This window comes from Vibrio sp. BS-M-Sm-2 (genome assembly GCF_041504345.1).
GTDB lineage: Bacteria > Pseudomonadota > Gammaproteobacteria > Enterobacterales > Vibrionaceae > Vibrio > Vibrio satsumensis.
Genome location: NZ_CP167895.1, coordinates 1,409,109 through 1,422,534, shown reverse-complemented (window position 1 = coordinate 1,422,534; position 13,426 = coordinate 1,409,109). Strand labels below are relative to the sequence as shown.

Sequence of the window (13,426 nt, the reverse complement as noted above, 5' to 3'; positions counted from 1 at the left end):
ACATTGTCGAGGTTAAACAGTGAACGGATAGCGAACAATGGACAATTAAATGCATTTCGTCGGTTATTACGCCATAAATAGAAAAAATCCCCGCTAATTCCATTAGCAGGGATTCAATTTATCAAAACAGAAATGTCAGATTGAGTCAGAACTCATAGACTTAAATCTATTTAGTGATTTTCTTCTGAACGTATTTTTTGCTCACATCGACAACCGCAACATCTCTAAAGAAGCTTCTACCCAACAGAAGTGGGAAAGAAAGATGCGTTCGGTCGGCTAGAGTGAATTCAGTTTTGTCTTTTAGATCACCAATTTGAATTGAAGCCACAACCACAGCGCGTCGTTGTGTTCCTTCTGCGCTTGATTGCTTGATCTTCACCCAGCGTTCTACTGGTAAGCTGATTTCTTCCGTTGTGATACCGTCGTGTTCAATCTTGAACTTAACCCAGTCTTTTCCGTCACGTTCAAAATCAACAATATCAACCGCACTGATTGAAGATGTTGTTGCACCTGTATCTACACGTGCTTTAAACGCTTCTTTCAAACCAGGAACAAATACCCACTCTTCTTCACCAAGGATCAGTTTACCATCGCTTGTTTTAGTCGGCTTTGGAGCTGGCTTTTCTTCAGGCTTTGGCTTCGCTTCTGGTTCAGTTGGTTTTACTTCTTCAGCCTTCTCTGTGGGTTCCGTTACTTTCTGACCTTCAGTTGCATCAGTCTTTGAAGAATCATCCACAGCAGGTTGTTCTACTTGAGGCTTTTGTTCCGGCTCGGCAGGCACTTGAGTCGTCGTCGAACAAGCAAACAAGCCACCACTTAGCATTAAAACTACAATCGCTTTCCAGTTATACATTCAGTCACCTTCTATTTTGAAACGTTGGCTATCGCTTTAGCTACATAAGGAATATGAGATTCAGAAAGGCCTGCGATATTAATGCGTCCGTCACCAACACCATAGACTCCATATTCTTCACGTAATTGATTCATTTGAGTTTCTTTAAAGCCTAGTACACTAAACATGCCTTTATGGCTTTCAATGAAATCAAATTGTGACGTGTTATAAGTATTTCGCAATTCATCACATAAATTTTGGCGCAGATTTAACAAACGTTGCTGCATTTCATTCAATTCTTGCTTCCAAATCGATGTTAGCTCTTGATTCTGAAGAATTGTTTTAACCAAAGCTGCACCATGGTCTGGCGGCATTGTGTAAGTAGAACGAGCAAGGGTAAGAAGTTTACCTTTAGCATTGCCAACGTGTTCGCTGTTCTTGCCAATCACGATAGCGGCACCCGTTCTTTCGCGGTACAAACCGAAGTTCTTTGAGCAAGACGTTGTAATCAACATCTCTTCAACGTTATTTGCCATGTGTTGAAGACCTTTCGCGTCTTCTTCTAGGCCGTCACCAAAGCCTTGGTAAGCAATATCAACGAACGGTAAGAAACCATTCTTTTGCGATAACTTAGTGATTTCCTGCCACGCTTCAAAGTCGATGTCAGCACCCGTTGGGTTATGACAGCAACCGTGCAGTAGTACCACGTCTGATGGACCGGCTTTTGAAAGGTCGTCCAACATTTTTGCAGTATCAACTTGCTTCGTTTCAGGACTGAAGTAATTGTAGTAGCGAACTTTTAAGCCTGCCGCTTCCATTACCGGTTTGTGGTTAACGTAACTTGGGTTTGAAATCCAAACCGTCGTGTCTGGTTGAGAAACTTTCATTAAGTCACCCAACATACGAAGTGCACCACTTGCACCCGGTGTTTGAATCGCAGCCACGCGATCCATTGCAGAAGTCCCTTTAAGCAGCAGATCAACCATGCTCTGGTTAAACTCTTCACAGCCTGCTAGGCCAACGTAAGCTTTGGTTTTCTGAGTTTCAACAACGATATCTTGAGCCTTAGAAACGGCTTTCATGATCGGAGTTTCGCCTTGGTCGTTTTTGTAAACGCCAATGCCTAAATCGACTTTATCAGTACGAGTATCGCCGCGGTAAGCAACAGAAAGAGATAGAATTGGATCTAAAGTTGGTTTTGGTAGATGTGAAAACATGAAAGTCACAACCCTTTGAAATTCAAGTAATGAATTTCACGTTAACATTTTAGTACTAAAATCAGAAACATTTTTTAATAGAAGCGCTTAGTTAGAATAAGTAATCAGAGATTGGTCGTTTTACATCACTAAACAGCGCAAATTTCGAACAGCTACTGATAAGTTATGAAATTATGGTGACTGGTTTAGTCAGTTCCCTATTAAGTTTCCAACCGAGAACCATGTTTGAATTGCCTAGGTGTCATTCCTGACCACGCCTTAAACCGAGTGCTAAAGTTAGCGGCATTGGGATATCCAACTATCTCGCCAATGTGCTGAATCGACCAATCGCTCGACCTGAGCAATCGTGCAGCGTATTCCATTCTCATACGCATAATATGCGTCATCGGGCTATGAGAATAATAACGTTGGCACAAACGATGGAAATGCGGCTCTGAGCACGGGAATAGGTTTGCTAGCTCATGCACATTCCACTCTTTGTGAAGCTGCTTTTGCACGTTATCGAACACACGCCTCAAGCGAATCAAATTTCGAGATTGCTGCTGCGGGACTGGCGCATTAATCATGAACTCTATTTGCGCTACGCTGTGAATGGCAATCGCTCCACCTAAATCAATGGGCAAGGCAATACTTCTCAGCAAGGTATGAATACAAGACGAAACAACTTCTGCTGCTGGAGAGAGCGTATAACTCACCTCATCACTGACGACATTATCCCATTGCTTGTCAGGCGATAGAAAGATCCACGCGATCTGCCATGTTTCTTCCTCAATACCAAAACCGTTCTCAACGCCTGCAGGCACAGTAATACACGAACCTGGCTCGAGAATATATCGACACCCTTCACTTTCGAGCCACCCTTTGCCTCTTACGGTATACAGCAACATGTGTTTTTGTTGGTTTTTTCGATAGACAGAAAAGAAATCGCGGCACGATGCTGTCCCACATTGAACGATACCGAGCTCTTCGAATGCCAATACATGGCTTTGATCGACAAACTCTTGATGCGTCTTTTCAGAGATCTCGTACCGTTCTTGTTTATCACTCATTCCATTGCTAGCTCGTTCATGTTGCCAAACTACCAAAGTAGATAGTTTGACAAAAGTTTGTGATGAGTCTGAACAATACAGCTAAAACAAATGCCGATACACTTCTCGCATATTCAACAGAGGGGAAATGCGATGCTCTCGACATATCGTCATTTAGATAAAGAATTTTGGCAAAAGCTATTACACATCGGTTTACCTGTCTCACTGCAAACCATGTTGTTTTCATTGCTCGGTGTGGTCGATATTTTCATGGTCAATCAGCTTGGTGATGCGGCAACTGCAGCAGTTGGCGTTGGCAACCGTATATTCTTTTTTAACTTAATCATGGTTTCCGGAATTAGCGGAGCAGTCAGCGTGCTAGCTTCGCAATATTTTGGTGCAGGTGATTTTAACGGAATTAGACGCACACTAGCGCAATCATGGGCATTGTCGATCTTTGCCATCATCCCTTTTGTATTCATCTATACATTGGTTCCTGAATCAGTCGTGTCTGTGGTGGCCTCAGACCCTGATTACATCCGCTTGGCAACGGATTACCTTTGGATAACAGGAGCCAGCCTTATTGGTACCGCGATCGTCGTGCCGCTAGAAAGCGCATTGCGATCGGTCGGTGAAGCCAAATTGCCAACCAAGATCAGTATTTGGGCAATCATCGTTAATGCAATCCTCAATGCCCTGTTGATCTTTGGACTGTTTGGCTTTCCAGAACTCGGCGTGGTTGGCGCAGCGATTGGCACCACGGTTTCTCGATTCTTTCAGACGATTGCACTGCTTGTTATGGCGAGAAAACATTATGCACATCTATTCCCTACAATTGAGAGTTGGCGTGATGCAATCTTACCTAAGCACAGAAAGAAGTACTTTAATATTGCTATTCCTATGTTAGTTCACGATACGGCATGGGCTGGTGGAATACTGATTTACAACGTCATTGTTGGTCAGATTGGCGTTGGTGAACTGGCGATCATCTCACTGTTATCGCCAGTTGAAAGTATCTTAATTTCAGCCTTCTTAGGCTTTGCCGTTGCCGCTTCAATCATTCTAGGTAACGAGATCGGCGCGAAGAATTATCAACGTGTTGAAAATACCGCTTGGGGCTATGTACTTGTGAGTTGTGCGCTTGCGACACTATTGGCACTGCTATGCTTTATCGCCAAGCCAGCCATTGTTCAATTAATCGATTTGACGCACCTGGAACTCAAAGATACAGCGGTCAACGTCGCCTTGGTGATGGCGGCTGGGATGATATTGAGAGTATTCAATATGGTTGGGATCGGAGGTGTGTTAAAAAGTGGTGGCGACATCAACTACAGCATCTTCATCGACATATTCGGCCAGTGGGCAATCGGGATTCCCCTCGCCTATTTCACTGCGTTAGTACTAGGATGGTCTTTAGAATGGGTACTAATGATTGTATTACTGGAAGAACTAGCGAAAATCGCTTTAACTAGCCAGCGGATTCACTCTAAGAAATGGATCAACAACTTAATAGAAGAGCCAGAACAAATCGCTGTATAAATGCTAGTTTGAGTTAACAAACGAAAAGAACTCACACTCAAGGGCCAATTGGTTGCATTGCGCTAACCATGACGCCCTTTTTCGTTTTACGAGTATACGAAGTCACGACAACCGTTATATGTCAGTAAATCGATGAATGATTTGGTTTGAACTGCCACGCCAATCGAGCATTGGATCCGCTTTGTCTTGTTCAAAACGACCATCAATCAAGGTATCAACGTATTCCAATACTTGTTTCTGCTTTTCATCAAGCTCATCAAGTTCGTAACCTGTCCACATCCAGATGTCTTTGCCTTCGCACTCCGCTTTTACACGTTGCACAAGCTTAAGCACTTCAGACACGTTCGCAGGATGGAGCGGATCACCACCAGAAAGCGACAAACCACGACGTTTGATTCGCGGATCATTCAGATCAGCAATGATGTGGTCTTGAAGTTCTTGAGTAAACAAATGCCCTGAATCCAACCTTTGCGTCGATTGGTTATAACACCCACGGCACTGATGCACACAACCCGACACAAACAAAGTGCAGCGTGTTCCTGGGCCGTTTACAACGTCGATTGGGTGATATTGATGATAGTTCATAAGGCAGTATTGAAAACTCGTGATGGCTTAATGGTTTAATTCGAAAAGTAGCGAGAAGTGAAACAAATGAATTGGTATCGACATAGCGCCGATACCAATCTTATTCCTTGAGGCGTAGCTCTTCTATGTAAGCTAGCTAATGATCTTGGCAGTTACTAAAGATGCTTCACGCGACGTTTAACTTCTTCTTGCTTGCCGAAGTTAAATGGGCGTGCATCTGGGCTACCAAGGTAACCACAAACACGGCGCGTTACCGATACTTTGGTTGAGTCATGGTTGCCACACTTAGGACACGTAAAGCCCTTACTTGTACAGTCAAACTCACCGTTGTAACCACATTCGTAGCACTCATCAATTGGCGTGTTGGTTCCGTAGTATGGTACGCGTGTGTAGCTGTAGTCCCATACGTTTTCTAGCGCTTCGATGTTCTTCTGCATGTTCGGGAATTCGCCGTAACAGATGAAACCGCCGCTAGATATTTCAGGATAAGGCATCTCGAAATCGATCTTGTCGTATGGGTTCACTTTCTTCTGTACATCTAAGTGGAAGCTGTTGGTGTAGTAACCACGGTCTGTTACGCCATCAATCACACCAAACTCTTTGGTATCGATGCTGCAGAAGCGGCTACATAGATTTTCACTTGGTGTGCCGTACAGGCTGAACGCGTAACCTGTCTCTTTTGTCCAAGATTCCACTTCACGTTTCATGTACTCCACCAGCTCAAGCGCTTTAGCACGCATTTCGCCATCGTCGTACAAGTGAACGTCAGTACCGTAAAGTGCTGTCATCGCTTCGTGGATACCGATGTAACCAAGAGAAACAGAAGCACGGCCGTTTTTGAAGATATCGGCAATAGAGTCATCAGCTTTCAAACGAACGCCACATGCACCTTCCATGTATAGAATTGGCGCAACACGCGCTTTAACGTTTTCTAGACGAGAAATACGAGTTTCTAGCGCACGGCGAGCTAGCTTCAGTTTTTCATCAAGTAGTTCGTAGAACTTAGCCATATCTTGTTTTGCGTTAATCGCAATACGTGGCAAGTTCAAGCTAACAACACCTAGGTTGTTACGGCCTTCATGAATCAACTCACCATTTTCTTCGTAAGTATTCAAGAAGCTACGGCAACCCATAGGCGTTTTAAATGACCCTGTCACTTCTACTACTTTGTCGTAGTTAAGAATGTCTGGGTACATACGCTTAGACGCACACTCAAGCGCCAATTGCTTGATGTCGTAGTTTGGATCTTGCTTCTGGTGGTTCAAACCATCTTTGATTGCAAATACCAGTTTAGGGAATACCGCTGTTTTGCGGTTCTTACCCAAACCAGCAATACGGTTCTTCAAGATAGATTGCTGGATCAGTTTTGAACCCCAGCTTTCACCTAGACCAAAACCAAACGTCACGAATGGTGTTTGACCATTAGCGGTATGTAGCGTGTTTACTTCGTACTCTAGAGATTGGAATGCGTCGTAACACTCTTTCTCTGTACGAGAGATAGCAAAAGCTTCTGGGCTATGAATGTCCCACTCTTTCGCTAATGACAAATGCTTCTCGTAGCTCGCCATTACGTAAGGTTCAAGAACCTCATCGATACGGTTAATCGTTGTACCGCCGTAAATGTGGCTCGCCACTTGTGCGATGATCTGTGCTGTTACCGCTGTCGCCGTAGAAATAGACTTAGGCGTGTCGATTTCTGCGTTACCCATCTTGAAGCCATGCGTTAACATGCCTTTCAGATCGATAAGCATACAGTTAAACATTGGGAAGAACGGTGCGTAGTCTAGATCGTGGTAATGAATGTCACCACATTCGTGAGCTTGTACGATGTCACGTGGCAAAATGTGAGTTTTCGCATAGTGTTTAGCCACGATACCCGCCAGCAGGTCACGCTGAGTTGGGATAACTTTGCCGTCTTTGTTGGCATTCTCATTGATCAGATCAACATTGCTTTCTTCGATCAAACCTTCGATCTCGCGAGTTAAAGCGCTTTGCTTTTCACGCGCGATGTCGCGGTCATGACGATATTCAATGTAGGCACGAGCCAGAGACTTATACGGTCCCTGCATTAGCTCGTTCTCGACCATAGTTTGAATTTCAGAGATATGAACTTCATCGTAGTCTTCGAGCTTCAACTCAACTGCTAATGCCACATTCAGTGCATAAATAGCAATTTCCTTATCGGCTTTGTCTGATGCTGCTTCCACTGCAGCTTGGATGCGATCTCTACTGAATGGAGCTCTTGAGCCATCACGCTTGATTACGATTGATTTCACCACTTCTCCTTACTCTTGATGTATTCACAGACTTATCCACAAACACACTATATAGAGCGATTTATCGTTTAACTAACACTAGATATTGTGGCGTATTTAACGAGAACCACCAACTTTGAGTATTGATTTAGATCAATAAAACTCTCACGCTGACTAAGATCAATTCAATATTATTACGCTAGTTCTCAAGTCGAAAAGAAACAATGTAACAATAAAAAAACTGCTAAAAAGAGTTGAATTTTTGGTAAGTGTTGTAGGATAACGGCTCAACTATATTGGACGACAAAATTAGGGATATTTGGGATGAAACGACTTCAAAACTGGATAATGTTAGGCTGCTTACTCAGTAGCCAGACATTTGCTGAACCTTTGACCATATCCAGTTGGAATATCGAATGGTTATCAACCAACGAGGCTGTGAATAAGTTTTCTGCCCAACGTGATCAAACTGATTTCGACAAACTTGAAGAATACTTTCAATCCTTAGATGCGGATGTGGTCGCCTTTCAAGAAGTCGATGACGTAAATGCCATTCAGCGCGTGGCTGGCGATCAATACAAGATATTGATGTCTGACCGAGCATTACCAGAAAACAGTAACCATCAGTTCAAAGAAGTGAACCAATACACAGGCTTCGCAGTTCGTAAAGGAATCACACTCACCGATTACGCTGACTTTCCTCTGGAATCGAATACTAACAGCAAGCTTAGGTTTGCCAGTTACGTGGTCGTTGAAACAGGCTCGAAACCAATTCACATGTTGTCTGTACATTTAAAGGCAGGCTGCAGCGGCGCGTATAAGTCTAACCGCGATTGTTCACGCCTAAAAGACCAAGCTCAACAACTGAATAAGTGGATACAACAAAGAGAACGTAACGGTGAAGACTATGCGATCTTAGGCGACTTCAACCATAACCTATCCTACTCAAGAGATTGGATGTGGAAGGATTTAACTGAAAACACGGATGCTCGTTTGGCGACAAGAAAGACCCGTGCGGATTGTAAGGTTCGCTCAAATCGTAATAACCACCGCACACACCAATTCCGCTCTGTGATTGACCACATTGTCGTTAGCGATTCATTGAGTGCATCACCTGCAAAGCAGAAAGTATTTGAAACGCAAGATGTGTTGGACTACAAACTCAGTGACCATTGCCCAGTTTCAACGACTATTAAATAATAGATAGAAATGTACAAAGAGGCTGACTGGCTTTCTGATTAAAGAGCGTCAGCCTCTCAATACTCATATCAAGCCTATGCGGTCAGCGATAGGTTTAACGTTAACAAATTTTATTCGTTCGACCTGCCAACCACATTCCCGCCAGCATGCTTATCATAAACACCCACACAGTTGGGTTACCGCCACTAAGACTTGTAACTGCAGGCCCTGGACAAAAGCCTGCGAGCCCCCAACCGAGTCCAAACGCTGTTGAACCTAGAATCAGTTTTCTGTCGATTAGCGGGTTGTTACGGCTATCTAACGGCTCGCCATTGATTGCTTTAGCGCGCTTTTTAATGACTAGGTGATAAAACGGAGCGAACACCAGTAGCGCACCGCCCATGACGAATGCCAAGCTGATGTCCCAATCGCCAGTCACATCTAAAAAGCCAAGCACTTTGTTCGGGTCAACCATGCCTGAGATGATCATACCCATGCCAAACAAGATTCCAGCCAATAAACCGACAATGATAGTAAATGAAGAATTTTTCATTATGCCCCCAACCCTATCAGGTTTTTGATAAGCACGGTGGCTATTGCCACACCCATGAATACACACGTTGCGATAATCGAGCGTTTAGACAAACGCGCCATCCCTACAATGCCATGTCCGCTAGTACACCCATTCGCCGTTTTAGTGCCAAAGCCGACTAACAGACCAGCAATAACGACTACCAAGAGGTTCATCTCTTCCAATTGAGGGAGTTGGTAACCGGTAGGAATTAACAACCAACCACTTACGATCATTCCAACAACAAATGCGATACGCCAATGCTTGTCAGTTTTATCTGTATCCACGCCTTTGCTTTCTTTGTTGCTGGTTCCAACTGGTAATAAACGGCTGACAATGCCACTAATACCTGCAACTCGACCAATGCCCAACATTAAAACAATGGCCGACACGCCTAACAGCATGCCACCGAAAAAAGCATTCCAAGGAATCAAACTAAGCACAGACCTCTCCTATTCACAAACATCATAAACTCATAACAACCTTTAAATTAGAGTTTACTAATAAATATAAATTAGTCAATGCTAATGTAATGGCGTTATGTTTCGATTTGTAAGTTTGGAATTAACAAACGCCCAGCATGAAAAAGCCCTAGGCGTTAACCTAAGGGCTTAAGATTTATTCTGTCTTTTCCTAAAGAAGTTATTTGCTCTTGTTCTTCTCAGCTATCCACTGCGACATGTACTTAGTGCTCGCCATACTATGGTGCTTGAGCATTGAACCAAAGAAATTATCCAGTCGATGCGAATCAAGCTCAGAATCTAACGCAATCAGTCGCTCGATCAATTTTTCGCCCAGTTGATTCTGTTCATAGTGCGCTTCAAGAATTGAATGACATTGGCTTTGAGCTTTAAGCCATTTCTCTTCATCTTTATAAAGAGCGACTGCTTGTTCAACAAATTCGTCGATATCATCTGCAACCGCGCCCGGCCATTGCAACTCACCTTGTGGCAACATCCCTTCACGACCAATTTCGCTAGTCACGTTGGGAGTTTGCAACTTCATAGCATCAAGTAACTTACCTTTAATACCTGCACCAAAACGTAATGGCGCAACACAAACACGCGCCTGTTCCATTACTTCTTGAGCGTCTTTGGCCCAACCTTTAATATGGAAGCCGGTTTTAGGGTTGTGCAAAGCCGTTGCTTTCGGCGGCGGATAAGATCCGTAAATATGAAGTTCAGTATCAGGCAGCTGCTTACGAATCTTCGGCCAAATCTTCTGTAACTGAAGCACAGCATCCCAGTTAGGCGCATGTCTAAAATTACCTATCGTCATGAAATGCTTACGTTCTTCAAAGCTTTTCGTACTTTCAGGCAACGTGTTGAGATCAACCATGAACGGCAGATGATGTAACAGCTTTGGATCGATATTGAACTTAGATTGGAGCAGTTCCATCTCATGGCTTGAGATGATCAACGAAAGATCACAGCGTAGAATCGCGGCAATTTCACGTTTCGCCAAATCACTGTACAAGTGCTCTTTGGTCAGTTCTGTCTCTTTCTTAACAGCTTCATGTCGAGCATTGCGTAGGAACTGTAAATCTTCAGTATCCAACAGCTTAAAGGCATTCGGACATACCTTCTCAACGCGCCAACCGAACTGCTCTTCCATCATGAAACGGTCAAACATCACGACATCCGGCTGCAGCTCTTCGATGTACTGGTCAAAGCTATCGCAATTTAGCTGAATAGATTGGCTTGTGATGCCCTCTTCAGAGAGGTCGATCATATGCTCGGTTTCTTGAGCTGGCGTTGCAAACTCAACGGACCAACCTTGTCGCTTAAATAGACGTAAAAGTGACATCATATGGCTACCAGCCGCCGATGAATTCGGTTCTGGCCAAACGTAGCCAATTGCTAAAACTTTCTTCAAAACACTTCCTAAGAAATAACAAAAGGGACTGTAGAAGTCCCTAATTAAACGTAAATCAATTTAGATCGCTGATTATAATTGGTTCTAAGTACTCAGCGATCAGATTCGTTCACCCACATTGCGAGCTATCATAAGCACTTCATCCGCAGAGTACAGGTTTGAAATCGTGGTTTCGACTTCTGCACCCAACGTCGATTGATAAAGCTTTTGTGCAAAGTTGTCTGCTCTGGTGGTCACTAATACATGTTTTAGTGTCGAGCCTTGCTCTGCTAGCTTGTGCTTCACTTGGGGCAAGGAGTCTAGAATCAGCTTTTTGCCTAATCCTTGCCCCTGCGCGCTCGGTAACACAGCAAGTTGCTCTAGTTCCAAAACAGCTTCAGGTCTAAACCCACTCTTTTGCACCCAAATTATGTAGCCGACAATCTCACCTTCACTCTCTGCAACGAAGTTAAGAAAGCGTGGTGCAGCGCTTAAGTTACATTGTAACCAATCTTTTGAGTTTTGCTGTCGAACAAAAGTAGCTTGGTGAACTAAAGCCGCCCCATCAAGGTCGGCTTTTGTCATAAAACGAACTTGCGCGATGCTACTATTCATTCTCAGAATTAGGACGCGTTTTACAGTGTAAAATGGCTCTTTCTAAAAGCTCTAAAGCCGACTTATCTGCTTCTGGAAGCTTAGCGTCCGACTGACCTAACGGTTCAACACGGCTACCCCATTTAATATGACCAGCACCCCAAGTTAAACCGGCACCGAATGCCGCCACAAGGATGTTTGAGTTAGGTTTAACAAAGCCTTGCTCTAACGATTCACACAATGCAATTGGCACAGTCGCAGCCGACGTGTTGCCGTAGTTTTGAATGTTCACAAACGCTTTCTCACGTTCAATGCCCGCCATGTCGCACAGAGTTTGAATGATTCGGATGTTTGCTTGGTGTGGAATCACTACATCGATGTTGTCTGTTGAGATGCCAGTGCGGCTCAATACTGTGTGTGCTGCTGCACCCATGCCTTTAACCGCACGTTTGAAGATCTCTTTACCTACGAAATCAAAGTCCCAGTAACCGTTGTCAGCAGCGAAGCGATCCATAGAAGTACCGAACTTTGGTACTGCTAGAATATCACGGCCTTCGGCGTCACAACCGATCTGCGCTTCCTGTAGGCCAACTTGCTCTTCAGTACGCGATAGAACCACAGCGCCAGCACCATCACCAAATAGAACCGCAGTATCACGCTTGGTCCAGTCAATGAAGAATGAAAGACGTTCTGCGCCCACAACGATCGCATTGCGGTAGTTGCCGGCTTGAATTAATCGAGTCGCGGTTTCAACACCGTAAATGAAGCCAGTACATGCTGCATTAAGGTCAAAAGCCGCTGCGCTCTTGATACCTAGGTTCTGTTGAACCTTAGACGCAGTATTTGGAATAAGAGAATCAGGGCTGCACGTTGCGATGATCACGAGATCGATATCATCGGCAGTAAGGCCAGCACACGCCATTGCGTGTTGAGCAGCAACAGTCGCTAGCTCAGAGGTATTTACATGACTGATACGACGGTTTTCGATACCAGTTCGAGTACGAATCCACTCGTCAGACGTATCAATGAAAGTGCTTAAATCATCGTTGGACAGCACGGCTGGTGGCAGACACTTTCCCCAGCCAGTAATCTCGGCGTAAAATTTTGTCATCATTTACCTGTTTATTGTTTGTTTTTATTTAAGTATCGTATTCTTGTTTTAAACAGTATAAGCGTTCCGTGCGTGATTCGTAAATCGCGTTAGGCACGGAGTAGCAATAAAAAGAGAAAGTTATGTCTACATTCAACACACGTTGCCCTTCTTGTAATGGCGTAAACCGAGTTCCTTCAGAAAGAATTTCAGAAAGCCCAACCTGCGGTAAATGCAAAACAGCATTGCTCGATGGCGCTCCTATCGAGGGAACGTCACTTAATTTCCAATCTATCTTAAACAGTTCACAGCCTGTGGTTGTCGATTTCTGGGCGACATGGTGTAACCCATGTGTTGGCTTTGCGCCAGTGTTCAGTGACGTTGCTAAAGAGCGTTCGGGAGATGTTCGATTCGTTAAGATTGATACTGAAGCTCAGCAACAACTTGCCGCAATGTATCAAATCAGAAGTATTCCGACGGTAATGGTGTTTAAAGATGGCAAACGTGTCGATACGATTAACGGTGCGTTACCAAAAGGTCAATTTGATCAATGGCTTAATCAAGCTTTAACTAAGTAAGTTTGTTTCAATTCTTTGAGTAATCAACAAACAAAATAGGTTAAGGAATCTTAATAAATAAGGCTCCCTAACCTATTGTAAATCCGTCTGTTTTCTCTAATCTT

At 43.9% G+C, this 13,426-nt stretch carries 13 protein-coding genes; 3 read left to right on the top strand and 10 right to left on the bottom strand.

All coding sequences use genetic code 11. From position 1 onward, the window contains the following. Positions 1-166: 166 nt before the first annotated feature. From AB8613_RS22295 to AB8613_RS22285, 3 genes are all read right to left on the bottom strand, one after another. Positions 167-853 (bottom strand): RimK/LysX family protein, encoded by a 687-nt coding sequence (locus AB8613_RS22295; RefSeq protein WP_146490438.1) that lies wholly within the window; start codon positions 851-853, stop codon positions 167-169. A gap of 11 nt (positions 854-864) precedes the next feature. Then, the gene (locus tag AB8613_RS22290; protein ID WP_372385052.1) at positions 865-2,049 is read right to left on the bottom strand and encodes an amino acid aminotransferase; all 1,185 of its coding nucleotides are present in this window, start codon (positions 2,047-2,049) and stop codon (positions 865-867) included. A gap of 200 nt (positions 2,050-2,249) precedes the next feature. Further along, entirely contained in the window at positions 2,250-3,098 is an 849-nt protein-coding gene (locus AB8613_RS22285; protein ID WP_372385051.1) for an AraC family transcriptional regulator, read from the bottom strand. A 90-nt stretch (positions 3,099-3,188) separates the two neighbouring features. On the opposite strand from AB8613_RS22285, the gene AB8613_RS22280 reads away from it, so the two are divergent. Beyond that, the gene (locus tag AB8613_RS22280; RefSeq protein ID WP_372385050.1) at positions 3,189-4,616 is read left to right on the top strand and encodes an MATE family efflux transporter; all 1,428 of its coding nucleotides are present in this window, start codon (positions 3,189-3,191) and stop codon (positions 4,614-4,616) included. A 114-nt stretch (positions 4,617-4,730) separates the two neighbouring features. Here the strand turns inward: AB8613_RS22280 and nrdG are convergent, their stop codons facing one another. Beyond that, complete coding sequence (nrdG, locus tag AB8613_RS22275; RefSeq protein ID WP_012600613.1) at positions 4,731-5,201, bottom strand: anaerobic ribonucleoside-triphosphate reductase-activating protein; 471 nt, start codon at positions 5,199-5,201, stop codon at positions 4,731-4,733. A gap of 155 nt (positions 5,202-5,356) precedes the next feature. After that, complete coding sequence (nrdD, locus tag AB8613_RS22270; RefSeq protein WP_017109601.1) at positions 5,357-7,477, bottom strand: anaerobic ribonucleoside-triphosphate reductase; 2,121 nt, start codon at positions 7,475-7,477, stop codon at positions 5,357-5,359. 303 nt (positions 7,478-7,780) lie between these two features. Between nrdD and AB8613_RS22265 the strand changes: the two genes are divergently transcribed. Continuing rightward, complete coding sequence (locus tag AB8613_RS22265) at positions 7,781-8,656, top strand: endonuclease/exonuclease/phosphatase family protein (RefSeq protein WP_146490433.1); 876 nt, start codon at positions 7,781-7,783, stop codon at positions 8,654-8,656. Between the two features lie 100 nt (positions 8,657-8,756). On the opposite strand, the gene AB8613_RS22260 is transcribed toward AB8613_RS22265, so the two are convergent. The 5 genes from AB8613_RS22260 to AB8613_RS22240 all read right to left on the bottom strand — a co-directional run bounded on the left by AB8613_RS22260 (position 8,757) and on the right by AB8613_RS22240 (position 12,765). Further along, entirely contained in the window at positions 8,757-9,188 is a 432-nt protein-coding gene (locus AB8613_RS22260; protein ID WP_285954476.1) for a YeeE/YedE family protein, read from the bottom strand. After that, complete coding sequence (locus AB8613_RS22255) at positions 9,188-9,649, bottom strand: YeeE/YedE family protein (RefSeq protein WP_146490431.1); 462 nt, start codon at positions 9,647-9,649, stop codon at positions 9,188-9,190. The genes AB8613_RS22260 and AB8613_RS22255 overlap by 1 nt, the downstream gene beginning before the upstream one ends. Positions 9,650-9,848: 199 nt before the next feature. Continuing rightward, a complete protein-coding gene (locus AB8613_RS22250; protein ID WP_146490430.1) occupies positions 9,849-11,081 on the bottom strand; it encodes a glycosyltransferase family 4 protein in 1,233 nt (410 codons plus the stop codon). A gap of 99 nt (positions 11,082-11,180) precedes the next feature. Beyond that, a complete protein-coding gene (locus AB8613_RS22245) occupies positions 11,181-11,645 on the bottom strand; it encodes a GNAT family N-acetyltransferase (protein WP_146490454.1) in 465 nt (154 codons plus the stop codon). 22 nt (positions 11,646-11,667) lie between these two features. Then, complete coding sequence (locus AB8613_RS22240) at positions 11,668-12,765, bottom strand: ketoacyl-ACP synthase III (RefSeq protein WP_146490453.1); 1,098 nt, start codon at positions 12,763-12,765, stop codon at positions 11,668-11,670. A gap of 122 nt (positions 12,766-12,887) precedes the next feature. On the opposite strand from AB8613_RS22240, the gene trxC reads away from it, so the two are divergent. Next, positions 12,888-13,322, top strand: coding sequence for a thioredoxin TrxC (gene trxC / locus AB8613_RS22235; RefSeq protein WP_004731082.1), 435 nt, complete (start codon positions 12,888-12,890; stop codon positions 13,320-13,322). Positions 13,323-13,426: the final 104 nt, after the last annotated feature.